The sequence below is a fragment of the Candidatus Zixiibacteriota bacterium genome (genome assembly GCA_026397505.1).
Lineage (GTDB): Bacteria > Zixibacteria > MSB-5A5 > GN15 > PGXB01 > JAPLUR01.
In genome coordinates, this window is record JAPLUR010000045.1 from 1 (window position 1) to 24,691 (window position 24,691).

Sequence of the window (24,691 nt, forward strand, 5' to 3'; positions counted from 1 at the left end):
CCCCGCAACCTCATCATGAAGACAGGAAAACCCCAATTGATTAACATCCTCGCGACGATATATCATCTCTCTTCCTCCAATTCACCACCATATTAATCGCTCCATCAATGCCAATCAACCAAAACTTATGGGACAGCCTCCGTGGGTCGCCCCTACGAGTTCTGTCGGGCCGTAAAGAAGCGGGGCGAAACGTCGGTCGACCGCCAAAAAGAAAGCGGCAGACGAGGACCCGCCCCTGCGGGCCGGGCACATAATGACAGAAGGCGCATTGTCAAGACCCCAAGGGGTCATTGACCTACAATTTCGTGCCAAAACCGCACGACTTCGTCGGGGGATTTTGCCCTACGGAACTAATTAGTTAAGTGTCGAAACCGCCCGCCACTGGCGGGTTTCGGCCTATCTGGCTCGATTAAAAGACTCTGTTATTTCCTTTAATAACCACATACCGCGATTGTAAAAGCAATCGAGAGGACATCGTATTTGTCGCGGGTGTGCTGAAGGCGATTCTCTTTATTGTAGTGAGATCCTGCATGAGTTACATGCCCCCACATGCAATGGATCTCCAGACTGAGATGACTTTTCACTTCCCAGCCGAGTCCGCCGACTATCGTCAAAACGACATCCATATTCCGAGGCGGTTTGGGGACAATCTCATCTTTGTAAGGGAATGAACAGCCCGAAACCCCCGCGCCCAGGTCTGCAAACAGCGAAGGCGCCTCCGGTTTGAAGTACTGCCTCAGGCCAAAACCAAATGGCATTATATGTTGTTCCGACCAGATTGCGATGAGAGGCAGAGCTATGGGCGCAATTATCAAATGAATGGCGGCTTTATCCGTTCCCTGCCCAATATCATCAAGTAGATTCCCCCAACGCTCGATGATTTTGGGAATATATACGCACTGTCGCCACACATAATATAGCTGGAGCTTGTCCGACGGAGCATATCCGATCCGCAAGTCATAAATCACCGTGGAGGGGTTTCCGCGACCGGAGGAAATTTCATTCGACGATGAATATCTGGTAATACCGAATCCAATTCCGGCTCCGATTATAAAACCCTGACGTTTTCCGTCGAACGTCTCCGCGGTAGTGTTTGCCGCAAATAGCAGATAGAGCAGGACAAGTATTGCTTTGAAAAGGAATCTGCTCTTACCCATAAATTCCTCCCTTAAATCTGATATTTCTTGCCGTTCAGATTCCGATGCAGCACAAAGGAAGTGACGCCTATGACAATGATAACTAATTATTCTTCCGGAAGTCAAGAAGGAATTAAAAGAAAAGATGTATGGGGAAAATATTCAGAGTTGTGTCGGTTCTTGCACCAGATTCATCGAGCGTGTGAGCCGACACATTTCCATATGCGGGCGTAGGCCCGGTCACATTCCCCCCGGTTTCACCGAGGGAAACAAGGCCCGGCATAACAATCAAAGACGGCAAAACCGCACGACTTCGTCGTGGATTTTGCCCTACAAGAATTTTGAGCTGGGGCCGATGAGGACATCGGCCGCCCACATAGTCGGGAGGTTAGTCTTTGGCTTCCTGCCAGAAAGATTCGAGTTCATCGAGAGTGAAATCGCCGAATTTCCGCCCTGATTCTTTCACTTTCAATTCAATATACTCGAACCGTCGGGTAAATTTGGCCAACGTCTTATTGAGCGCTTGCTCCGGGTTGATCTCCATCTTCCGCGCCAGCGAGGCGGTGACAAAAAGAAGGTCGCCGATTTCTTCCTCCAGATGCGCCTTATCCCCCGATTCGATCGCGGCCTCAATCTCGCCGATCTCTTCCTTGACTTTGAGCATAACCTCGGCCGGATCTTTCCAGTCAAAACCGACACCGCCCGCTTTCTCGCCGAACCGGAACGCCTTAATAAGAGCCGGCGCCGACCGGGGAATGCCGGAAATGACCGATTCTTTCTCGCCCGATTCGATCTTTATCTTCTCCCACTGGTCGCGCACCTCCTGCGGCTTGAGGTCTTTTTTCTCACCAAAAACATGGGGATGGCGGTTGATCAGTTTCCGGCTGATATCCTCGATCGAATCATCGATGTCGAATTTGCCGGCCTCCTCGGCTATCCGGCAATGGAAAACAATCTGGCAGAGCAGATCGCCCAGTTCCTCGCGGAGTTCATCATAATCCTCATTTTCGACCGCCTCGACGACCTCGTACGATTCCTCTATCAGATACGGCAGAAGCGACTTATGGGTCTGTTTGCGATCCCAGGAACAGCCGCCGGGGGCGCGCAGGACGGCAATAATCTCGCGCAAGCGGTCAAACGGCTCTTTATTATCATTCATCTTCGTTTATTCCTTTTTTGTTTGGCTTTTATGACGATATTATTGAGAAAATACGGCGAACCGGCCGTTTAATAAAGCAAATTCTCCTGACCCGGCATTAGCTTGACAAACCGGATTCTGGATGATATAATCGGTCTTTTGAAAGAAGGATATGAAAGAGAATAAAGAAGATAAGCCGAAAGCGGCGCCGTACGACCCCAAAACGGTCGAGGACAAGTTATATAAGCGCTGGTTGGAGGCCGGATATTTTAGGGGCGAAATAAACCGATCGAAAGAGCCTTACTCGATCGTGATTCCGCCGCCGAATGTCACCGATATTCTGCACCTCGGGCACGGGCTCAATAATACGATTCAGGATATTTTGATCCGGCAGAAGAGAATGTCCGGTTATGAGGCCGAATGGCTTCCGGGCGCCGACCATGCCGGTATCGCCACCCAGGTGGTGGTGGAAAAGCAACTGGCCAAAGAGGGAACCACAAGGCGCGAGTTGGGACGCGAGAAATTTCATGAGCGGACCAAAAAATGGGCCTATCGAAACAAGGATATAATCCTCAATCAGCTGAAACGGATCGGCTGTTCCTGCGATTGGGAGCGGACCCGATTCACGATCGATGAATCATTGTCGAAAGCGGTGACCGAGGTCTTCATCCGGCTTTATAAAAAGGATTTGATTTATCGCGGGAATCGGATTGTCAACTGGTGCCCCTCATGCCAGACCTCTCTATCCGACGATGAGGTGGAGTTCGAGGAGAGAGACAGCCATCTCTGGTATATCAAATATAAATTGCAGGGAAGCGATGATTTCCTGACGGTCGCCACTACCCGCCCCGAGACAATGCTGGGAGATACGGCGCTGGCGGTCAATCCGAAAGACGCCAAATATAAGAAATTTGTCGGCAAGACGGTGATCCTGCCAATTCTGGAACGGGAGATTCCGATTATTGCCGATGCCTTTGTCGATCCGGCTTTTGGCACGGGCGTGGTCAAAGTTACGCCAGCGCACGATCCGAACGATTTTGAAATAGGCAAGCGGCATGATCTCGAGGAAATAAACATTCTCAATGTCGATGGTACGCTCAACGCCAACGCCGGAAAATTCAAGGGGCTCGATCGCTACGAGGCTCGCAAGCAGTTGGTCAAGGAACTGGAGAAAAAGGGATATCTGGAGAAAATAGACCCCTATCATCTGGCGCTGGGAACCTGTTACCGCTGTCATAAGGATATTGAGCCGTATCTCTCGGTGCAGTGGTTTGTCCGGATGGCGCCGCTGGCCCAACCGGCGGTAGCAGCAGTCCAGAACGGTGAACTGCGTTTCCACCCCGATTATTGGTCCAAGACCTATCTTCACTGGACCGAGAATATCCGCGACTGGTGCATTTCCCGTCAATTATGGTGGGGCCACCGGATACCGGTTTATTATTGCGAGTGCGGCGAAATGATCGTGGCGGCGGCGCGTCCTGAAAAATGCCCCAAATGCGGCGGCACGGAATTGGCTCAGGATGAAGATGTTCTCGATACCTGGTTTTCATCCTGGCTCTGGCCTTTCTCCACTTTCGGCTGGCCCGAAAGGGACCCGCTTCTGGATTATTTTTATCCCACCCGGGTTCTGGTTACCGCCTCCGAAATTATTTTCCTCTGGGTGGCGCGGATGGTTATGGCCGGTTATGAGTTTATGGGGAAACTGCCGTTTAACGATGTTTATATTCATGGGACGGTCCGCGATGCCAATGGAATCAAAATGTCCAAATCGCTCGGGAACGGCATCGACCCACTCGAGATCGTCGATAAGTACGGCGCCGACGCGCTCCGGATTTCTCTGGTGCTGGCCACCCCCGATGGACAGGATCCCTGGATATCCAAGAATGCTTTCGAGATCGGGCGCAACTTTGTCAACAAGCTGTATCAGGCCTCCCGATTTGTGATGATGCGGATCGGCGATAAAAAATTCGATATCAACTCCATTTCCGATGACGACCTGATTCTGGTCGACCGCTGGATATTGAGCCGCCTCGAAAAAACGATCGAGACGGTGGATACCAATTTTAAGGAGTTCAAACTTTCCGCGGCGGCCAAGAGCCTCTATAGTTTCACCTGGAACGATTTCTGTTCTTGGTATAAAAATTCTGAAGTTGCTGCATCCTTTTGTCCCCTTTGTCACCGAGGAAATCAATGACAGCCTGCGGGCCTCATTTCCAGACAAAGAAGAAACCCTTGTTTTCGGCCCCTGGCCGACCGAAACGTCTCGTTTCCGGGATGATAAGCTTGAGGCCTCTCTGGAGGTTATTCAGACCGTGGTTAACGCCGTCCGTTCAGTCCGCGCCGAGATGAATGTTCCGCCGGGAAAGCGCTCCGACCTTTATGTTCGCATTAAAGACAAGCAGATGGCAAAATTGCTGGAGGATTACCAGGAGTATTTTCGGAGCCTGGCCAAGATCAACAATCTGCATATCGGCGAGAAAATAAAAAAGCCGGGACTTTCCGCATCAGCGGTCATTTCCGGCGCCGAGATATTTATTCCACTGGAGGGGTTGATCAATGTTGAGGCCGAAAAGAGCCGTCTGGAAAAGGAATTGAGTAATCTGAAAGACCAATTGGAGAAGCTCTCTAAGAAATTGGCCAATGCCGATTTCCTTAAGAACGCCCCGGGGGATATAATCGAGAAAGAGAAGGTCAGAAAAGCCGATTTCGAGGAGCGAGTGGAGAAACTCAATAGCAACCTCGAGCAGCTCATGGGTTGGTAAGGACTACTCCCCTTTCAAACCTTTATCGAAAAAACAAAACGGCCGCCCCGAGAGGCGGCCGTTCAAGTTTGGAATATTGGGCCGGTTTCCCTTAATTCGTCTCAGCGAATTCCTCAAGATAGCTGGCAATCGGCCGCGCGCCGGCCGCATCCGGAAAAGATGAAATCTCAACCGGGATCAAATATTCCGCCGGATTGTTAAAATAATCGTTGCAGAAATTATTGACCATTTCCGATAGACGACGAACCGCCGCTTCGGCTCCCTGCCGCGGCGTCTCCGGGAACAATAGCCCGATCCGGGGCCGACCCGAATTCGAAACAGCATCAATCTCGCGAATTGAACCTCGCATTACTCCGCCCAATGCCGCGACAAACTTCTCCCGTAATTCTTCCTTGTCCGTCCCGTATCCGGAGATACTCTCCAGTATCGGGCCGAGATTAAAGACCACCAAGGAAACAAAAATTCTGTATCGCTCGGCTCTCTTTAACTCGAAATCAATCCTTGAAGCAAAGTTACTCAAAGCTGACCAATCTCCCTGATTTCTCAATAGACTCCGATTCACTATTTATCAATCCTACCTTTATAAAAAGGCAATTATCCATAATAAGTGGAGCAATTATCGTTCCATCATGACTATGGAACCGCAAAATTTGCAAAATGTTGCTGATTGGGCCGCGCTATTTCAGAAACGCTCTGTATTCATTGGCCAAGAGTCAATTTCATTGGTGACTTACAGGTGGACAACCTGTTAATAACTTATCCACAGATAATTAATATGCAATCGTTTGCTTATTTAATGAATGGTGATGTCAAAGATATACAATTCCTGTCACACTATCAAACTTGCTATTTGGCTGTGTTCAGGTTGTACTCTTTGATCTTATAGAGCAGAGAACGATAGCTGATTTCCAGGATATCAGCCGCTTTGCGCCGATTCCAATTGGTCTTATTGAGGACCTCGCTGATGAGTTTCTTCTCTTCCTGAGCTATTGCGGTTCCTATCCGTCTCTTCAGTGAGAAGGCATTTCCATCTGTCTCAAGGTGTAAGGATTTGGCGGCGGTGTCCCCGTTTTCAGGTGAATACCGATAATCAGTCACCGCATCGCTATTAGCAATTAGCTCGGTTACAATCGATTCATCTCCTCTTACCAATACCTGCTTAATCAAGTTTTCCAGTTGCCGAACATTGCCGGGCCAGGAAAAATCGAGAAGCCGGGACATAGTTTCCGGAGAAAGAGCCGGGTAATTGCGCTGATATAGACTGTTGTAACGTTGCAGGAAGTGGGTTACCAGCAATGGAATATCTTCCTGGCGCTGCCGCAATGGCGGCAGTAGGATGGTTATTTCGTTAAGTCGATAAAAAAGGTCATCGCGGAACAACTGGCGGCGAATGGCATCCTCAAGGTTCTTGTTCGTGGCGCATATAATTCTGACATCGACATGTATATTATGGATGCCGCCGACCCGCACAAATTCCTGCTGTTCGAGAACCTGCAATAGTTTGGATTGAAGTTCGAGCGGCATATCCCCGATTTCATCCAGGAAAATGCTTCCCTTATTGGCCACCTCAAAGCGCCCGGGCTTCGTTTTGTGCGCTCCGGTGAAAGCTCCCTTTTCATACCCAAACAGTTCTGCTTCCAGAAGGTCTCGAGGGATCGCGGCGCAGTTGACTTTGGTAAATGGTTCTTCGGCCCGGCCGGAAAGATTATGGAGCAATCGCGCCACGATTTCCTTGCCGGTTCCTGATTCACCTCGAATCAGGACGGTCAATTCGGAACCAGCCACCTGCTCAATAATGCTGTTAACCTGCATCATTTTGGGTGAGTCGCCGATAAACTGTTCATATTGGCTGCGTGATTTAAGTTCGGATTTAAGATGCTTGAGCTCCTGACGCAGTTTCCCCTTCTCTATTACCGATTGAATATGTATCTCTACTTCTTTAACATCAAAAGGCTTGTTGAGAAATTCCGAGGCTCCCAGCTGCATCGATTCAACAATGTTCTTGGTTTCTCCATGGCCGGAGAGCATGATGACATCGGGACGATTCGGCGCCTTGTTCAATTTCTCGAGAACTTCCAGTCCCGTCATCCCCGCCATTTTGATATCCAGTAAAATGAGATCAGGCTTTTCAGTGGAAACCATCTGAATCCCCTCGGCACCATCGCGGGCCGAGACAAAATCATAATTAGCCGATAACCCCTCGCTCAAAATCCAGGAAATCTTGGGGTCATCATCGATTATAAGGATTTTAATCTTTTCTTTTTTCATACGAAATAGTTTGCACTCTCTTTATTTATCGTCAATGTATAACAAAAATCAACCCCCAATTGGCACTTTTTGTGCTTTTTTTTGCAATATTTTGCAATAGCTAAATCGGGAAATATAACGTGAAGTCGGTTCCCTTCCCATATTCAGAGTCAATTTTGAGCGTTCCACCATGGGCGGCGATAATCCTTTCGACCACGGCCAGCCCCAGACCGGTTCCAGTCGCTTTAGTAGTGTAATATCGTTCAAAGACTTTGGCCAGATTCTCCTTTTTGATCCCGGCGCCGTTATCGGAAACGGTCACGGCCAGAAAGTCTGATTTTTTGAATGATGGACGGTCAATTCGTCCCCAAACACGAATCTGTCCCCCCTCCTTAATCGCATCAACCGAGTTGAGGAAAAGATTCAGGAATATCTCCAGAATCTGGTTTTTGTTTACCGGGATTTCCCAGTTACAGGTCTCATATTCGTCAGAGAAAGTAATCTCCTTCTTCTTGAATTCCGGCTTTAATAGTTCGGCGGCGCGCTTGATAATTTTTCTGATATCTCGAATCTCGGTCTCGTACTTATGGGGCCGGGAAAAATCAACCAGTTCCTTTACCAGGTCATTGAGACGATGAATTTCTTCCTCGGCCATGGCAAAGAACTCGGCATCCTTGGCCATTTCAGGCCCTTTATCTCGGAGGATTTGGATCCACCCTTTGATATTGGTCAGCGGTTTTCGGAGATCGTGGGAGATTTCGGATATCATATTTCCCATGGTGAGAAGACGAGTCGCATTTAGAAGCGCTTTCTCCCTTTCGTAAAAGACCGATGCATGCGATATAATCAGGCGCGCCAGAGAGATTTCCTGAGATGTATAGGCTCTATCGCTGTCGGAGCCAAGGCAATAAATATGTCTCAATTCACCTTCCTGGAGCACCGGCAAGGCGGTAAAATTGGAACGCGGTTTGGGATAGGCAGGGCATAGAGCAATATGATCGGCCAGGTACTTCGACAATCCGGAAATATCATCAAGATCGATCTGTTCCAGTTCCAGATTATCAACCACAATTTCCTCGGTCTTGACCAGGTCGAGATTGATTGAGCCACTATCGGTCAGCGGAATATTGGTTCCAGCCGCTCCGATAGGGTTCAGGCTTCCGGCCCCCGATTGCCATTCAAACCAGAGGGCAAAATCGATCGGCATCAATTTCTTGAGATATTCAAAGACGGCCTGCCGCATCGCCGCCACCGAACCGACCGAGGAGAGCCGCTGGGAAAGCTCAAAGAGGATGGAGAATTCCCGGAGTTTCTGCAAATTGTTTTCAAACTGGCGGACATCGTCAATGGCAACGGCGGCCTGGGAAGCAAAAGTCGTGAGTAGCTTCAGGTCATGCTCGGTGAATCTCTGGCCGCCCTGTTTGTTGGCCATGTTGATGACCCCCATGATTCGCTCGCTGACTTTTAACGGGACACAAAGCAGGGAAGCCGAACTATAGCGCTCCTTATTTATCCTTTTAAATCGTTCATCCTTTTCAACATCGTCGACAATCAGAGGGGCGCCCGATTGTGCCACATATCCGGCGATGGAGGAGCCGACCGGCAGCCTGACTGTTTCGGCCAGCTTCTTATCGAGCCCTATCGAGGATTCAATGGTCAGGAATTCACCAGACGGGTTGATTAGCATCAGGGAGCCGATTTCTGCCTGAGTCACTCCCGCCGCCAGAGTGACAATCTTGTTAAGCAGCTCTTTTAAGTTTAGAGTCGAACCAAGCGATTTGCCCGCTTCATAAAGAGCATTAATTTCCTGGAGGCGGTTATTAAGATTAAGATTGACCAGTTTGAGATCCTCAACGAGTCTTTTGCGGGCGATATCGGATTCTCGTTTTTCCAGCCCTCTTTTTACCGAGATGGCCAACTGCGAAAATTCAACCGGTTTGAGGAGGTATTCAAAAGCGCCGTTCCTTATCGCCTCGAGGGCTGTTTCCAGCGAAGCATAGCCCGTCATAAGAATGACGATGGCCCCCGGGTCGACTTCCCGCGCGACTCGAAGGATATCCAGTCCCGAAAGATGCGGCATCTTTATATCGGTCAGGATCAGGTCGAATCGCTCTCTTTTAAGCTTCTCGACCGCATCAACCGCCGACTGAGTGGTGACGACCTTATAGCCGTTACCTGAAAGAAGTTTTTCCAGAGATTCGCACATCCGCACCTCATCATCGATTACCAGAATTCTTTCAGATACGCCAGTCATACGCCTTTTCCTTCTGTTCTATCGGCAGGACAATTTCAAAACATCCCCCGGTATCGGCATTATGATACTCTATCGACCCACCGTGATTTTTAATTATGCCGTAACAGACAGAAAGTCCCAGACCGCTCCCTCCCCGTTCCTCTTTGGTCGTAAAAAACGGCTCGAAAATATATTGAATATGCTGGGGGTCAATTCCAGGCCCGGTATCTTTCATACATAACCTGATAGTATGGTCGTGGGATTTGACTGAGATTTCCACCGCCCCTCCATCTTTTATCGCCTCTTTGGCATTTATGAGGAGGTTCAAAAAGACCTGTTTGAGCCCATCGGGCCAGGCCATAATGTGAGGCGTTTCCATTTCAGCATTCAGGGTCATTTTCACACCGGCCTCATCCATCTGGCGCTGCATCAGCGCCACAACCTCGTTGATAAGCCCAACCAGATCGGTTCGGACAAACTTGATAACCCGAGGACGATAAAAATCGAGCAATTGCCGGACAATCATGGCAATGCGGTCAATTTCCTGGCTGACAACATTCAGATATTCCGCGGTCGGGCCTTTCTCCTCGAGATCGCGGCTAATGAGAAGCAAGTAATTTTTTATTATCCCCAGAGGATTATTTACCTCATGGGCAATCTTGGCTGAAAGCTCGCCCAGCGCCGCCAGTCTTTCCGACTGCAGCAGCAATTCCTGAGCCTTTTGCAGCTTATTCAACGCCTCTTCTTCCGATTCATACAATCGGGCGTTTTCAATCGAAACGGCCGTCTGATTGGCCAGAATGGAAAGAAATTCGATATCGTCATCAAGATAGGGTTGATGGGAGGCTTTATCGGAGATAATCAAGAAGCCTCGCAGCTTGGTCTGGAAAATGAGCGGGACGACCAGCCCGGCGGGAAAATGCCGGATAAAGCCGATATCATCGGTGGGCGCAAATTTCCGCTCGATATCCTCAAGCTGAACGGGGCGATTAAGGGCGGTAATATAGCGCCCGAAACGTCCCTCGGGATCGATGGTAATCGATTCATCGGGAAAGGGCGCCGACCCTTTCACTCGTGCCAGTCGGAACTCTTTCTTGCCTATTTCGAGGGGAAGATATAAGACCGCCTTGGCGGCTCCCATCTGCCCCATCGAGGTCAGGACAAAGGAATCCAGAAGGGTTTCATAATTGAGAACCGCATTGAAATTGCGGCTCAATTCAAAAATAGTGTAAAGGTCGAAAAGCTTTCGTTTCAAGTGGCGGTTGGAGGCGGTTAATTCCACCAGCTTCTGATTGACTTCGGCCCGGAGCGACCGCTCCGAATTGGTCTTGGTCTTCTTGGCGCCTTTTTTATCTTTCATAAATCCTATCCATCCCGGCCATAAACTCACCCACCCCATAATGTGAACCGCAGACAATTACTATATCGTCCGGGGCAGCCGAATTTATCATCATCTTTGCCGCCGTTGTGAGGCTGGCGAAGGTCCTGACCCAAGAAACTTTTCGGTCGAACAGGGATGCAATCTCCTGGGGCGAGGCGGTGCGAGGCGTATCCAGACGGGCCACCGCCACTCTTCTCACAATCGGAATTAGCGGTTTTATAGTTCCTCTCAGATCCTTGGTATTCACCAGCCCGATGACCATGTCGGCTTTTCGTCGCGGAAACATTTCGCGGAAACATGCCGCCATTGCCCCCGCGCCGGCCGGATTGTGGCCAACATCCAGAATTACGACCGGTTTCCCCCGGCGCCTGACAATCTGGAATCTTCCGGGCCAGTAGGTATTTTCCAACCCTCTGCGAATATCAACCCGACTCACCCGAAAACCGGAGCCTCCAAGCATCACAGCCGCCTGAATGGCCACGGCCGCATTGGTCATCTGATGATTGCCCGGCAAAGAAGATCGCAAATCCTTCAGTGTCAGCCCATCACGATGATAGTCGAAAAGGAAATTGCCGCCCGAGCGCGAAAAATCTCTCGCCGAGACAGTGGCAAGAGAAGCAGATCTCTGGCGGGCCGCCTTTTCTATCACTTTTCTAGCCGACGAAGGGAGGATGCCTATCAAAACCGGAACTGATTCCTTAATTATCCCGGCCTTCTCGAAAGCAATTTTAGGGAGCGTATTTCCAAGGATGTCGGTATGGTCATAAGAGATATCGGTTATAATCGACAGCAGGGGTCGGAGCGTATTGGTGGCATCAAGACGTCCCCCCAGGCCGGTCTCAATTACCGCAATATCGACTTTCCTGTCGGCGAAATAGCTGAAACCCAGAGCGGTGCAAACCTCAAAAAAGGTGATCTTCTTCCGAGCAATGAGCGTTCTATTCTCTTCTATGAATCGGGTAATGTATCCTTCATTGATAAGCGCACCGTTGACTTTTATTCTCTCCCGAAAATCAACCAGATGCGGGGAAGTGAACAGGGCGGTCTTATATCCGGCCTGCCGCAGGATCGAGTCGATATAGGCGGCCGTGGAACCTTTCCCATTAGTCCCCGCGATATGAATTGACCGAAATTTATTCTGAGGATTGTCCATTTTGTCCAGCAGGCCTGAAATATTTTCCAATCCCAATTTCATGCCGAACATTTCTCGGGAGAGGATAAATCGCAGAGCCGATTCATATCCGCCGATCTTTTTTGCCATAACGATTATCTCTGAAAATATTTTAACAGGAGCGCCAGAGTTTCCCGAAGCCGGCTGCGCTCGACAATTTTGTCGAGAAAACCCTTTTCGAGAAAGAATTCTGAAGATTGGAAGCCGGGCGGGAGGTCCTGCCCGATAGTCTGCTGGATGACCCGGGGGCCCGCAAAACCAAGGAGCGCTTTCGGCTCGGCAATCGTGACATCGCCCAGCGAGGCATAACTGGCCATAACGCCGGCCGTGGTCGGATTGGTGAGCACCGAAATATATGGAAGCCCCTTCTCGGCCAGCACCGCCAGCAGGGCTGAGGTTTTGGCCATTTGCATCAGCGAGAGTATCCCCTCCTGCATCCGCGCCCCGCCGGAGCAGGAAACAATGATAAGTGGAATATTTCGCTCTATGGCCCGTTCAATAGCCCGGGCAATCTTCTCCCCCACCACCGAACCCATCGACCCGCCGACAAATTCAAAATCCATGATGGCAAAAGATATCTCGATCGAATCGATTTTGCCGATTCCGGCGATAACGGCATCAGTGAGACCCGATTTGGCCTGGGCCCCTTTGATGCGGTCGGGATATTTCTTGGAGTCGCGGAATTTAAGGGGATCCATCGATTCCAGATTGGCATCAAACTCTTCCAGTTCACCGTTATCCAGAATGATTTTAATATATTTCCGGCTGGAAATACGAAAATGATATTTGCAGCCGGCACAGACCCAGAAATTGGCCTCGAGCTGTTTGGTATAGATAATCTCGCCGCAGGAGGAGCATTTCGACCAGAGGCCGTCCGGAATTTCTTTCCGTTCCTGCGGGGTCAGACCATCCTTAGTTTTTCGAAACCAGTCCATAGTTTATTGCGATTCATCCGTCAGGGTTTTGACCATCACCACGGCATCTTCGGGGGGCATCCGATAATATTTGGGCCGCCGATACAGCTCAAAGAAGCCGAACTGGTTATATAAATTAATGGCGGCCGTGTTGCTGGGCCGCACATCCAGAAATATATAGTCGCACTCTCCCTTTCTGGAGATTTCTAAGATACTATTTAATAGAATTTTGGCAATAGCTTTTCCCCGGAATTCGGGAACCACCCCGATATTGGTCAAGTGGGCTTCCCCAGGGCCGATTATATACCCGGCATAACCGGCAATTACTCCGCCCACCTCGGACACAATAATTCCCCGGCCATTATTGTCCAGTTCTTCCTCGAAAGCCACAGTTGGCCAAGGATCGGGGAAAATTCTGTTCTCGATAAGAACAATGGTGGAAATATCTGACCGGGCCATCGGTCGGATAATAACTTCCTCTTTTACTCTCTCGGGGTCGCTCATGGCTCCTTCCTGACAGGGAATTTTTGAATATAGAGCGGCTCCAACCTTTCGATATCTTCGCCCCCGGTTTCCAGCAGTCTTTTGCCGCCGGCACGGAAAAGGTCGGCCATATCGGGAGAAAACTGATCCGGAGAGATGATATGACTCGTAAGGGAATCGATATTGACGGCCTCAAAATCAAGCGGAAACAACGGCCGTCCCTTGAGATGCGCGTCCAGGTCGTCTTTCCGGACGACAGTTATTCGGCTATCATCAAAATCGGTGGTCTCCACTATTCCTAGGTAAAACTCATCCCGTCGGGAGGGGACAATCATGCCGGTCGGGCCGAATTGCTCGAACAGGCGGGGCGCATTGGAGGAAAATATCGAAACACCAATCACTGAAATCCTGAGCGCCACGGCCAGCCCTTTGGCCGCGGCCATTCCAATGCGCAGGCCGGTAAACGAACCGGGGCCGGTCGAGACAATTATTCCTTCAAGTTGCTCTTTCCCCACCCGATTTCGGCTCAAAACCTCGGAAATCAATTTGAAAATGAATTCGGCATGACGAAACCGGTCATGGCTTTCGAAAAAATCAAAACGACTGCCGCTTAGGGAAAGGCCGACCCGCAATACTGAAGTGGAACTTTCTATGGCCAGTAGATTGGGTATGATTTCAAACATATTCTTTTGCAATTTTAATCTCTCAGAAGAGTGATGCTGAGACGCCGTTCATTTTCCGAAATGATATCAATCGCCACTTCAACCCTTTTTTCCGGGAGAAATTCCTCGGCTTTCTCTCCCCATTCGACAACGACGATGCCATCACGAAGAAGATAATCATCCCAACCTATTTGATACAACTCCGACACTAATTTCATCCGATAAAGGTCAAAATGAAAAAGAGGTCTGGAGCCATAATATTCATTCACCAGAGTAAACGACGGGGATTTTATTTCCTCCTCTTTAACCCCCAATCCGAGGGCAATGCCCTTGATAAAGCAGGTTTTCCCGGCGCCGAGCGGGCCGGTCAGAACTACCAGGTCTCCATTTTGGAGGATAGCGGCAAACCGTCGCCCGGTGCGGATAGTCTCTTCCTCAGACCCGGTTATTATTATATCAATATTTTTCTGAGCCATGGTCACTTGGGAGTCATAGTGATGATAGGAACCACCATCTCCTCAAGCGAGATGCCGCCGTGCTGGAACGAATTTTGGAATTGCCGGATATATTCATTGTATTTGTTGGGATAGACAAAGTAAAAATCTTCCTTGGCAATGATGTAGGTGGTGGCGAGGTTGAATCGCGGCAGGCGGAAATCCTCCGGCTTCTTTATGAGGAGGGCATTTTTCTGGTCACAGTTGAGATTATCGCCGTACTTGTACCGAAGATTGGTGGAAGTATCTCTCCGTCCGTGCGCCATGGTTCCGCGAGAGCAGAGCACCGAACCGTGGTCGGCGGTGACAATAACGGTGAATTCCTTTTCGGCAAACGATTTCAGAATTGAAAAGAGGGGTGAATGAATGAACCAGCTTTTCATCAGGGAACGGAAAGCGGCCTCGCTTCCGGCGATTTCTTTCAGGATGACATTATTGGAGCGTCCATGCGCGAGAATATCGAGGAAATTGAAAACAAAGGCCACCAGTTCCGACTGAAAATAATCGGCCACCCGTTTGGCCAGCACTTCCCCTTCGGTGTTGTCATATATCTTTTCATACCGAACATTGCTATTCAGCTTGACCTTTTCGGATACGATCAGGTCGGCGAGAAGCTGGTCCTCATTCCGGTTCAGAGAGCCTTCATCGTCATCTTTCCAGTTTTCCGGATATCTTTTGGCGATGGCATCGGGGAATTGTCCGGCGAAAAGGGCATTGCGGGCAAAAGGGGTGGCGGAGGGAAGAATAGAGAAATAGGTGTCACGTTCAATATTGTAGAATTCCGCCAGAAGCGATTCGATTGTCAGCCATTGGTCCAGCCGCATGCAGTCGACCACGACCAGAAGGACTCTGCGTCCCTGCCGCAGCAGGGGAATCATATATTTCCGCAGGAGGTCGGGCGATAGAACCGGTCGTTCCTGCGCGAAAATCCATCGGGCGTAATTCTTCTCCAGGTACTTGGTGAATTCGGTATTCCAATCCTTGCGTGTTCCGAGATGTGTCTGGGAAAGTCCCGCATCGGGGCTGTTATCCAGTTCCAGATCCCACTCCGCCAGTAACCGGGCTGCCTCCATCCAGTCTTTCGGCTCCATCACACCGTACAATTTCTGGTTAAAACGATTTACATCGGTGATATACCGTTTCATCTGGCTTTCGGAGATGATTTTCCTGGTATCCAGAAACCTCTTGATGACCATCAAAACCTGAGAGGGATTGACCGGCTTGGTGAGATAGTCATCTATCTTTTGTCCGATCGCCTCATTCATCAGGCTTTCTTCTTCGGACTTGGTCACCATCACCACCGGTAAATGCGGTTTGATATCCTTGATTTCCTCAAGCGTTGTGAGACCGTCTTTCCCCGGCATTACCTCATCCAGCAGGACCAAATCAAGATTCTCATTCCGCACTTTCACCAGCGCATCATCGCCGGAAAGGGCGGTCACCACCTCAAATCCCTTCTGTTCCAGAAAAAGGATATGAGGTTTCAATGAGTCGATTTCATCATCGACCCATAATATTTTTTTCTTCATCATATTGCTTACTCTTATCCTAATGTAATTCCGGCGCGGTTTGTTCCAGTATCCCCGGCCGGTTTATTTGACCGCTTTTCGGAGGGGCAGGACAATCTGGAAAACGGTTTCCCCGGGGTGCGACCGGAGCAGGGTTATTCTTCCGCCGTGATAATCCTCGACGATGCGGCGGGCCAGGGTCAGTCCCAGTCCCCAGCCTCGTTTTTTGGTCGTAAAGCCGGGGCGGAACAATTTCCGGGCCGTGCCCGACGGTATACCGCTTCCATTATCAATGACTTGAACGATCAATCCGTAGGAGTCCCGGGCAAGAGTGGATAGAATCTCTACCCGTCCTTTCTGAGGGTCAACGGCTTGAAGCGAATTTTTTACAAGGTTTTCGACGGCCCAAGTAATCAGTTCGCCGTTTAATTTTACCGGCGGCAGGTCAGCCAGGGTGCAGATGATTTGAATTCCTTTCCCGTCATAAGGAAGACGGCGCCGGTAATAGGCAGCGGTCTCTTCCAAGAGGACATTTATATTGATTTCTTTCAATTCCGGCTTGGAGCCTATTTGGCCGAACCGGTTGGCCACTCTCTGCAGCCGGTCGACATCGGTCTTCATCTGCCGAAATATGTCAGCCGTCTCAATATCTGTCGATTTATCGACCGCGCCTTCACCCCGGGCTTTATCCGGAAGCAATTCCAGCCACCCCATCAAAGAGGAAATCGGCGTGCCCAGTTGGTGCGCGGTCTCTTTGGCCATACCGACCCAGATGTGTCGTTCCTCGGAACGCCGGATATTCTGGAAACCGATAAATCCAACCAGGATAAAGGCTCCGACCAGCCCAATTTCGATAAAGGGCATCCGCTGCAACTGCCGAATGACAGGAGAATCACCATAGTAGAAATAGTTAATGGTCGTTTTACCGAATTTAAGCGGAATTTCCCGACCGCTCTGCTTCAGTTCATCGACCAGCTTCTGCACTCTGGATCTGGTCTCGGGCAGAGGATCATTATCGATTATGCCTTCGACATTGCGCCAGAAAATCGGCTGCCCTTCGGGATCGGCGATGACCACGGGGAAATTGGCCTTCTTAATCACCTCTTCAAAAATGATTTGAACCTCGCCGCTGGAAGTGCTGTCGCTGGCGGCTTTCTGCCAGAGATTGACATACGATCGCACCATCTGTTCGGCATCCTCCTTGAGTTGTTCAATGACATCCAGGGTATACCAGATGAAAACAATCGAGATGAGGACAATTCCCGCCAGCAGAAACAGTTTGAAAAGGGTCGTCGCCCCGATGGCGAGTCTGATGTTTCTTTTCTTATTCACGTCCGGTTATTTCCGCAAGGCCGCCCAGATAAGGTCGCAAAACCTCAGGTATCAAAATGGTCCCGTATTCGGTTTGATTATTTTCAAGGATGACCGGCACCAGCCGTGCCAGAGCGACCCCGGAGCCGTTGAGCGTATGGACAAAGTGGACTTTTTTATCCTTATCGCGAAATCGGGTGTTCATGCGACGGGCCTGGAAAGCCTCGAAATTGGTGACCGAGGATATCTCCAGGTATTTTCCCATGCCGGCCGCCCAGATTTCGATATCGTAGCATTTGGCCCCGGCAAAAGATAAATCGCCGGTGGAGAGAAGCCGTACCCGATACGGGATTTTAAGCGCCTGGATGATTTTCTCCGCCTGCTGTAACAGAGTTTCATGTTCTTCATAGGATCTATCCGGATGGACGATTTTGACCATTTCCACCTTATCGAACTGATGAACTCTGATCATCCCGCGGGTATCTTTCCCGGCCGCGCCCGCCTCACGCCGGAAGCAGGGGGTATAGGCGACATAGTAAACCGGCAGCTTCTCTACGGGAAGTATTTCATCTCGATGGAGATTGGTCACCGGCACTTCCGCGGTCGGGATGAGATAGAGGTTTTCCTCGGCCAATTTGTACATATCGGCGGCCAATTTGGGGAGCTGACCGGTGCCGGTCATGGACTCGGCATTGGCCAGAAAAGGAGGACAGATCTCGGTGAAACCATCGCGGCCGTGAGTATCGAGCATGAAAGATATCAAAGCTCGCTGAAGTTTCGCACCGATTCCTTTCAAGACATAGAAACCAGACCCGGCGATCTTGGCCGCGGCGGGAAGATCGAGCAATCCGAATTTTTCCCCCAGATCCCAGTGTGGCAGAGGCGTGAAGGAAAACTGCGGTATTGTCCCCCATTCTTTGATGGTTTCGTTGCACCCTTCATCACATCCGATTGGGACCGACGGATGCGGAATATTGGGAACCCATTTAAGTTTCTGATTCAATCCTTCTTCCAATTCCCGCAGTTCATTATCCTGAGAGGCAATTTTGTCACCGACTTCTTTCATCCGCGCGATGTCGGCAGCAGCATCTTGCTTGGCCTTTTTCTTGTTTGCAATCTCCTCACTGACTTTGTTGCGCAAGGCCTTTAGCTGCTCGACCTCGGCAATAATGGCCCTGCGGCGTGTGTCAAGCTGAAGGATTTCGTCAATATCTGCCTTCTCGTTCTTGTTTTTGACCGCATCTTTAACCAGTTGCGGGTTTTCCCGGATAAATTTAATATCAAGCATATCTTACTCTATTTTCTCAAAAGATTATACGCAGTAACCTTTTGGCAAACATTTATATATACTTTTTCGGCAAGATAAAGGTTTTGAAAAGGGGTGTCAAGGGTGGTATGATCGATGATATGCCATTGCAGGAGGTTGACAGGAATTTAGCTGGCCGGTATTTGTTAGACAATTTATCTTGCTTTTTTGGTCAAAATGATTATTATTGGAAGTTTATATTTTTGGAGTATATAGAAATGGCTAAAGTATGCGAAATCTGTGGGAAAAAGCCTGCTGTCGGGGCCAATGTCTCCCACGCCCATAATGTGACCAAAAGGCGCTGGAATCCGAATCTCCGCAATGTTCGGGCCAGTGTCGATGGGTCGGTCAGGACTGTCAAGATATGCACCGGTTGCCTTAAGGCCGGGAAAATTCTGAAAGTCACCAGAGCCAAAAAAGCGGTTCCGGCGAAATAGTCCGGGAAACGCGATTTGCTATAGGTCAATGAGATTGCAGCATTTAAACCGTCTTGGCAAGAGACGGTTTTTTTGTATCTATGGCTGCTCGGAAATTTTTCTGCATTTACCTGTCAGTTTTCTTGCCGACAATTATAGATAACCACTCGGAGTAGTGCGCACGGAGGTAATAAAAACCTCCGGAGCCTGTTTTTGATGACGATTGAACTTGACTAAAATAGGCTTTATTACTATATTATTGATAGACTTACACACCTCGGAGGTTTTGATGAAACGTCTTTTACTGCCGGTTCTTTTTATTTTCTCACTTCTTTTCCTTACCACTTTGCTAAAGGCCATGCCCCCTTCCGAAAAAGTTTTGCAACAACTTAAAGACGAGGGGAGATTTGATGAATATGTCAGGATAACTGCCGAGGCACGAGCCCGGGGGTTTGATGTACCGATGTCCGATGACGGTAAGCTCCCAAAAAGCAAGGCCTTTGCGCAACTGACGGTTATGCGGGTGCTGGTTATTCTTATTGATTACCCTGACAAGCCGTATACGGCAGGAGCGGCGGCGCCTACGCCTGCCCACTTTGATTCTGTCCTTTTTTCGGACGGCAGAAAGAATCCGACCGGCTCGATGAAAGAATTCTATATCGAAAACTCTTATGGCAATTTTATTCTTCAGGGAGATGTGGTCGGATGGTACCGAGCCTCGCAGCTATTCAGATATTACACAAACTTTTGTGACGGTTCGCACGGATTTGGACCTTATCCCAATAATGCCCAAAAATTAGCGGAAGAGGCGGTCGCTCTGGCCGATCCCGATGTCGACTATTCACTTTATGATAATGACCAGAACGGCTATGTTGACGGCATTTTTGTCGTTCATTCCGGCACCGGCACGGAGGAATCGGGCGATGACTGCGAGATCTGGTCGCATGCCTCGGGCATTCCCGCCCAGTTCAGAGACGGTGTGTATGTCTCATCATACTCGATGGAGCCGGAAGAAGCGGTCGGCGGCCCGATGATTTCGATCGGCGTCTTTTGTCATGAATATGGCCACACTCTCGGTCTTCCCGACCTATATGATTACGATTATTCCTCGCGTGGTTGCGGCAATTGGACGCTCATGGCGGGAGGAAGCTGGAACGGGGGAACGCGTCTTCCGGCTCAGCTTGATGTATGGAGCAAGAACCAACTGGGCTTTTTGTCCGTCACCAATGTAACCTCCAATTTGAAAGACGTGTCAATCCCGGCGGTGGAATGGAATCCGGTCGGGTATCGCCTCTGGTCGGGGGGGTCGATGGGCAGTCAATATTTTCTGGTTGAGAATCGCCGGAAACAGGGATTTGATGCCGCTCTTCCGGGGGAAGGAATTCTGATTTATCATGTTGATGAGACAGTCTGGGGTAACGATAACGAATGGCATCCGCACATTATGGTGGAGCAGGCGGATGGGAGATTCGATCTCCAGAACAATAACGGCGGCGGCGACGGCTCCGACCCTTATCCGGGTGCCGGCGGTGTCACTCATTTTGACGATAAGACCAATCCCAATTCGAAATCATATGCTCCGGCCACGACGCAGGTAGCGGTTTGGGATATATCCTATTCCGATTCGATCATGAATGCCAACCTCGACATAAACTGGTCGCACCCTTATTATATACTCGATTCGTCCAAATTTGTCGACCCTAACGGTGATGGTTTCTATGATCCCGGTGAGACGGTCCGCTTCTATTTTTTCCTGAAAAACGACTGGCTGACCGCCAACGGTGTCACCGTAACTCTTTCATCGCCCGACCCCAATATAATCTTCACCACACCTTCGGTCTCTCTCTCGGCTATCAATGGTAATGGGGGAAAAGTCAACAATTTATCTGTCCCGATTGAGTATGTGGTTCCTAATACAATTAATCCGATCATTGATTCTTTTTACTTGACCATCGAGTCCGATGGCGGCACTTTTTATGACAGAATCGCTCTGGAAAAGGAAGTCGGGCACACGCGCATCCTGACCGTCAATGGCGACCATAATGGAAGCTACGAGGATATCTATGTCGGTGACCTGCATGCAATGCGGGTTCCCACGCATATCTGGCGCAAGAATACCGCCGGTTCGCCCACCGGATCGCTGCTCAGTAATTACACTACCGTAATTTGGTACACCGGCGACAGCGCCGCCGACTTTCTCACGCCAAATGATATAGCCGCAATGAAACAATTTCTGGATAACGGCGGCCGGCTCTTCCTGACCGGCCAGGGCCTGGCCGGAGAGCTTCGGAATGAAGACTCCCTCTTTCTGGACAATTACCTGCATGCTCGCTTTGGAGGCAACCTTTTCTATTTTATACATCTGGGAGTCGCCGGTTCGCACATTGGAGATGGTTTCAAGGTTCGTTATGACAACGTCGGCACGCAGGTTTTTTCGCTTTCACAGCAGATTATACCTATCAACGGCGCCCAGCCGGAATTCAAGTTTCAGATTGGCAACAACTATTCCGCGCTCAGTTATCAGGGGACATTCAAAGTTGTTTACTTCAACTGGGGTTATGAGGCATTACTTAATACGGCCACTGCTTATGCCCGTCGCGACACAATAATGACCCGTATCCTGCTCTTTCTTGACGGCTGGGCTGCTCCCCCCTGTTTTGACACCGACGGCGACGGGTTCGGCAATCCCAATCATCCGGAAAATGTCTGCCGTCTGGACAACTGTCCCAGTGTGAGCAATCCTGGGCAGGAGGATGCCGACGGTGATGGTGTCGGCGACGTCTGCGACAACTGCTCTGCCACGGCCAATCCTTTACAGAGCGATCAGGACGGCGACGGGTTCGGCGATGCCTGCGACAATTGCCCCAGTGTCGCCAATCTTGAACAGGCCGATGGCGACGGCGACGGAATCGGTAATCTGTGCGACAATTGCCCCGCTATGGCTAACGCAGACCAGGCGGATGCCGACCATGACGGAATTGGTAATGTCTGCGATAATTGCCCGAATATCGCCAATCCGGGTCAGGAAGATTCCGACAGTGACGGCATCGGTGATGCCTGTGAATTCATCTGCGGTGATATCAATGGGAATCAACTGGTCAATATCCAGGATGTGACATATCTTATCAACTTCTTGTACAAAGGCGGCCCGGCGCCGATTCCACCTCTTTCGGGCGATGTCAATGCCAGCGGCATAACTAATATTCAGGACGTAACTTATCTGATCAATTTCCTGTATAAGGGGGGGCCGGTTCCGCATTGTCTATAGGAAATCCATCCGAGATGGATAATAAAAAGAGAAATAGTGAAAGGAATGGGATTTGAGTTCAAAACATGGGACTGCCTCAAATGAATGGTTTCCGGGAAGGAATTCCCGGACGGGGGCGGATTGTATTACCACTCCGGGTGCAGCCGAATTTCTGCTGACGGCGTTTTTCCTGATTCTCTTATTATCACCGGTAGTGCAGGCGGAAAGAGCCACCTCTTCCGAAATGGAATTGGTTTGCCGGAACTGGCTGACCTATATGACCAATACCAGAGGGATCTGGGGGGGCTCGACCGCTCCGGCGGTTGTCAGGGTGCATGAAATTATCGTCAACGATACTCTTCTGGGTCGTTGTTTCATGATACAACCGGTCGGGTTTGTGATCGTGCCGGTGCTCAAAGAACTTCCGCCCGTTATGTACTGCTCCGATGAAAACGGCATCGACCTTTCCGAAGAAAAGGGTCTTCCGGCTCTTATAAAAGAGGTGTTACAGCATCGAGTCAGAAGTTTCGTGACGCGGTATGGTTCTCTGGATATTGCACAGCCCGATACCGGGGAGGTCATGATGGCCCGCGAGCAACGCGGGGAATGGGCTTTTTTCAATCAGAATGAAGAAACGTTCCGGACATCGCTGACGGCCAGAAAGATGATACCGATGGAGGATTTGGGGCCGCTCCTGACAAGTACCTGGCATCAGGGGGCACCATATAACAATTTCTGCCCGATGGGCGACGGCGGTCGCACGGTGGTGGGCTGTGTGGCCACGGCGGCCGCTCAGATTATGGCTTATTATAATTGGCCGCCCCAGGGCTCGGGCCGACGCACCAACTATTGGAACGGCGATTATTCCTGCGGCGGCAGCAGCCCGCCGCTTAATCTCCGGGCCGATTTCTCGGACACTTATGATTGGGCCAATATTCCCGATTATTGCTCGATGAGCAGTCCTGCGGCGGTACAGAAGGCCGTGGCCGAGCTGTGCTATGAAGTAGGTGTTGCCTACAATATGGATTATGGACGCTGCGGCTCAGGGGCCTATACCGGCAGCGGAACCGGTCTCTTTCCTTATTATTTCCGCTATCGAAATCAGATTCGCGAATTGAAGCGAAGCAGCTACACCCGTTATGATTGGTCGGCACTCATCCGCGATGAGATCGCGGCCGGGCGCCCCATTGCCTACGGCATTTACTCTCACGCCATTGTGGCCGACGGATGGCGGCGCATCGAAGTGACGGATCAGGTACACATGAACTACGGCTGGGGGGGAAGTCAGAACGCCTGGTTTTCCGTCGACGAACTCTACTGCCCATGGAGCGGCTGCACTCCCTGGGTCGAGGATATGCTTACGAATATCGAACCGGATGATGACTGTTATTTTTCCGCCGATACCACCGGGGGTCAGGTACCGCTACCGGTTTCATTCACCGGAATCAATACTGTTCCCGCCGATAGTTGGATATGGTCTTTTGGCGATGGGGACTCCGCCTTTGTTCAATCCCCGACTCATGTTTTCCAGAAATCCGGCCAGCATGATGTAACACTCAAGATCATTTCCGGGACTGAAACACATACTTATACGGTTCCCAAGTACATTAATGCTCTTGGTGACACAATGACGGTGTACAGTGCTCTGGCCAAAGCCGACTCAATTGTCGAGGTCATTATTATGGGTGGGAATACCGTTCCCCTTAATCACATAGTCATTCCGATCGGATACGGCGGTCCGCTTGACCTAAGCTATGACACATTTTCCACGACCGGTTGCCGCGCCGATTTATTCCCGATAAAAACCAGGATGAGTTACGACCCCACCAACAAACGGATGGCTTTCTCCTTTCATAATTCTGTCAACGATACGCTCGAGCTGACTCCGGGATACGGACCGATTCTCAAGCTTTACTTCCGTGCGCCACATTATTTCACCGATGCCGACACGGCGGTAATTTCATTGGAAGGATATGATATCTATAATGCCCTTTACTCGGGGTCGGTGCTTCAATATCAGCCCAATATAGAGGACGGCGCCGTATATAAATATTTCATTTGCGGTGATGCCGACGGCGAAGGTCGTGCGAATATTATGGATGTCACTTACCTGATAAAGTATCTCTATAAGGACGGTCCGGCGCCCAATCCGCTCAGAGCTGCTGACGCTAATCATAGCGGCACTGTCAATATTCAGGATGTGACTCGGCTAATTAATTTCCTGTATCAGGCCGGCCCGCCGCCCGACTGCCTGTAGATTGGATTGACGGAAATAATCAGAT

The 24,691-nt window shown here is 50.0% G+C and carries 17 protein-coding genes and 1 pseudogene; 4 read left to right on the top strand and 14 right to left on the bottom strand.

Features of this window, described 5'->3' with window-relative positions:
• Positions 1-431: 431 nt before the first annotated feature.
• Complete coding sequence (locus tag NT002_02920) at positions 432-1,157, bottom strand: hypothetical protein (protein ID MCX6828222.1); 726 nt, start codon at positions 1,155-1,157, stop codon at positions 432-434.
• 367 nt (positions 1,158-1,524) lie between these two features.
• Positions 1,525-2,295, bottom strand: a complete 771-nt coding sequence (mazG, locus tag NT002_02925) for a nucleoside triphosphate pyrophosphohydrolase (GenBank protein ID MCX6828223.1) — start codon at positions 2,293-2,295, stop codon at positions 1,525-1,527.
• A gap of 151 nt (positions 2,296-2,446) precedes the next feature.
• Between mazG and NT002_02930 the strand changes: the two are divergent.
• Positions 2,447-5,036 (top strand): annotated as a pseudogene (locus NT002_02930) (valine--tRNA ligase).
• A 91-nt stretch (positions 5,037-5,127) separates the two neighbouring features.
• Here the strand turns inward: NT002_02930 and NT002_02935 are convergent.
• The 12 genes from NT002_02935 to serS all read right to left on the bottom strand — a co-directional run bounded on the left by NT002_02935 (position 5,128) and on the right by serS (position 18,728).
• A complete protein-coding gene (locus tag NT002_02935) occupies positions 5,128-5,556 on the bottom strand; it encodes a hypothetical protein (protein MCX6828224.1) in 429 nt (142 codons plus the stop codon).
• A gap of 326 nt (positions 5,557-5,882) precedes the next feature.
• Positions 5,883-7,304 (bottom strand): sigma-54 dependent transcriptional regulator, encoded by a 1,422-nt coding sequence (locus tag NT002_02940; protein MCX6828225.1) that lies wholly within the window; start codon positions 7,302-7,304, stop codon positions 5,883-5,885.
• A gap of 100 nt (positions 7,305-7,404) precedes the next feature.
• Complete coding sequence (locus tag NT002_02945; GenBank protein MCX6828226.1) at positions 7,405-9,537, bottom strand: GAF domain-containing protein; 2,133 nt, start codon at positions 9,535-9,537, stop codon at positions 7,405-7,407.
• Positions 9,521-10,876 (bottom strand): ATP-binding protein, encoded by a 1,356-nt coding sequence (locus tag NT002_02950; GenBank protein ID MCX6828227.1) that lies wholly within the window; start codon positions 10,874-10,876, stop codon positions 9,521-9,523. The genes NT002_02945 and NT002_02950 overlap by 17 nt, the downstream gene beginning before the upstream one ends.
• Positions 10,866-12,158, bottom strand: a complete 1,293-nt coding sequence (locus tag NT002_02955) for a bifunctional folylpolyglutamate synthase/dihydrofolate synthase (GenBank protein MCX6828228.1) — start codon at positions 12,156-12,158, stop codon at positions 10,866-10,868. Before NT002_02955 ends, NT002_02950 begins: the two co-directional genes overlap by 11 nt.
• Positions 12,159-12,163: 5 nt before the next feature.
• Positions 12,164-13,003, bottom strand: coding sequence for an acetyl-CoA carboxylase, carboxyltransferase subunit beta (gene accD / locus NT002_02960; GenBank protein ID MCX6828229.1), 840 nt, complete (start codon positions 13,001-13,003; stop codon positions 12,164-12,166).
• Positions 13,004-13,006: 3 nt separating this feature from the next.
• Positions 13,007-13,486 carry a ribosomal protein S18-alanine N-acetyltransferase gene (gene rimI, locus NT002_02965; protein MCX6828230.1) on the bottom strand — a complete coding sequence of 160 codons (480 nt, stop codon included), beginning with the start codon at positions 13,484-13,486 and terminating at the stop codon, positions 13,007-13,009.
• Positions 13,483-14,148 (bottom strand): tRNA (adenosine(37)-N6)-threonylcarbamoyltransferase complex dimerization subunit type 1 TsaB, encoded by a 666-nt coding sequence (gene tsaB / locus NT002_02970; GenBank protein MCX6828231.1) that lies wholly within the window; start codon positions 14,146-14,148, stop codon positions 13,483-13,485. The genes rimI and tsaB overlap by 4 nt, the downstream gene beginning before the upstream one ends.
• A 14-nt stretch (positions 14,149-14,162) precedes the next feature.
• Positions 14,163-14,603, bottom strand: coding sequence for a tRNA (adenosine(37)-N6)-threonylcarbamoyltransferase complex ATPase subunit type 1 TsaE (gene tsaE, locus NT002_02975; protein ID MCX6828232.1), 441 nt, complete (start codon positions 14,601-14,603; stop codon positions 14,163-14,165).
• 2 nt (positions 14,604-14,605) lie between these two features.
• Positions 14,606-16,153: a bifunctional response regulator/alkaline phosphatase family protein gene (locus NT002_02980; protein MCX6828233.1), complete on the bottom strand. Its 1,548-nt coding sequence runs from the start codon at positions 16,151-16,153 to the stop codon at positions 14,606-14,608.
• Positions 16,154-16,213: 60 nt separating this feature from the next.
• The gene (locus NT002_02985; GenBank protein MCX6828234.1) at positions 16,214-17,461 is read right to left on the bottom strand and encodes an ATP-binding protein; all 1,248 of its coding nucleotides are present in this window, start codon (positions 17,459-17,461) and stop codon (positions 16,214-16,216) included.
• Complete coding sequence (gene serS / locus NT002_02990; GenBank protein MCX6828235.1) at positions 17,454-18,728, bottom strand: serine--tRNA ligase; 1,275 nt, start codon at positions 18,726-18,728, stop codon at positions 17,454-17,456. The genes NT002_02985 and serS overlap by 8 nt, the downstream gene beginning before the upstream one ends.
• Before the next feature lie 236 nt (positions 18,729-18,964).
• Between serS and rpmB the strand changes: the two genes are divergently transcribed.
• The 3 genes from rpmB (at position 18,965) to NT002_03005 (ending at position 24,666) form a co-directional block, all read left to right on the top strand.
• Complete coding sequence (gene rpmB / locus NT002_02995) at positions 18,965-19,183, top strand: 50S ribosomal protein L28 (GenBank protein ID MCX6828236.1); 219 nt, start codon at positions 18,965-18,967, stop codon at positions 19,181-19,183.
• Between the two features lie 268 nt (positions 19,184-19,451).
• On the top strand, positions 19,452-22,430 hold the full coding sequence (locus NT002_03000) for a M6 family metalloprotease domain-containing protein (GenBank protein MCX6828237.1): 2,979 nt from the start codon (positions 19,452-19,454) through the stop codon (positions 22,428-22,430).
• Positions 22,431-22,482: 52 nt separating this feature from the next.
• Positions 22,483-24,666 (top strand): C10 family peptidase, encoded by a 2,184-nt coding sequence (locus NT002_03005; protein ID MCX6828238.1) that lies wholly within the window; start codon positions 22,483-22,485, stop codon positions 24,664-24,666.
• The last annotated feature ends 25 nt before the right edge of the window (positions 24,667-24,691 follow it).

Bases quoted from the DNA above. Each gene is read 5' to 3' on its own strand.
- accD (MCX6828229.1), bottom strand. From the start codon at position 13,003: ATGGACTGGTTTCGAAAAACTAAGGATGGTCTGACCCCGCAGGAACGG.
- serS (MCX6828235.1), bottom strand. From the start codon at position 18,728: ATGCTTGATATTAAATTTATCCGGGAAAACCCGCAACTGGTTAAAGAT.
- NT002_03000 (MCX6828237.1), top strand. From the start codon at position 19,452: ATGAAACGTCTTTTACTGCCGGTTCTTTTTATTTTCTCACTTCTTTTC.
- rimI (MCX6828230.1), bottom strand. From the start codon at position 13,486: ATGAGCGACCCCGAGAGAGTAAAAGAGGAAGTTATTATCCGACCGATG.
- tsaB (MCX6828231.1), bottom strand. From the start codon at position 14,148: ATGTTTGAAATCATACCCAATCTACTGGCCATAGAAAGTTCCACTTCA.
- NT002_02980 (MCX6828233.1), bottom strand. From the start codon at position 16,153: ATGATGAAGAAAAAAATATTATGGGTCGATGATGAAATCGACTCATTG.
- NT002_02950 (MCX6828227.1), bottom strand. From the start codon at position 10,876: ATGAAAGATAAAAAAGGCGCCAAGAAGACCAAGACCAATTCGGAGCGG.
- NT002_02955 (MCX6828228.1), bottom strand. From the start codon at position 12,158: ATGGCAAAAAAGATCGGCGGATATGAATCGGCTCTGCGATTTATCCTC.
- NT002_02940 (MCX6828225.1), bottom strand. From the start codon at position 7,304: ATGAAAAAAGAAAAGATTAAAATCCTTATAATCGATGATGACCCCAAG.
- NT002_02945 (MCX6828226.1), bottom strand. From the start codon at position 9,537: ATGACTGGCGTATCTGAAAGAATTCTGGTAATCGATGATGAGGTGCGG.
- mazG (MCX6828223.1), bottom strand. From the start codon at position 2,295: ATGAATGATAATAAAGAGCCGTTTGACCGCTTGCGCGAGATTATTGCC.
- NT002_02920 (MCX6828222.1), bottom strand. From the start codon at position 1,157: ATGGGTAAGAGCAGATTCCTTTTCAAAGCAATACTTGTCCTGCTCTAT.
- rpmB (MCX6828236.1), top strand. From the start codon at position 18,965: ATGGCTAAAGTATGCGAAATCTGTGGGAAAAAGCCTGCTGTCGGGGCC.
- tsaE (MCX6828232.1), bottom strand. From the start codon at position 14,603: ATGGCTCAGAAAAATATTGATATAATAATAACCGGGTCTGAGGAAGAG.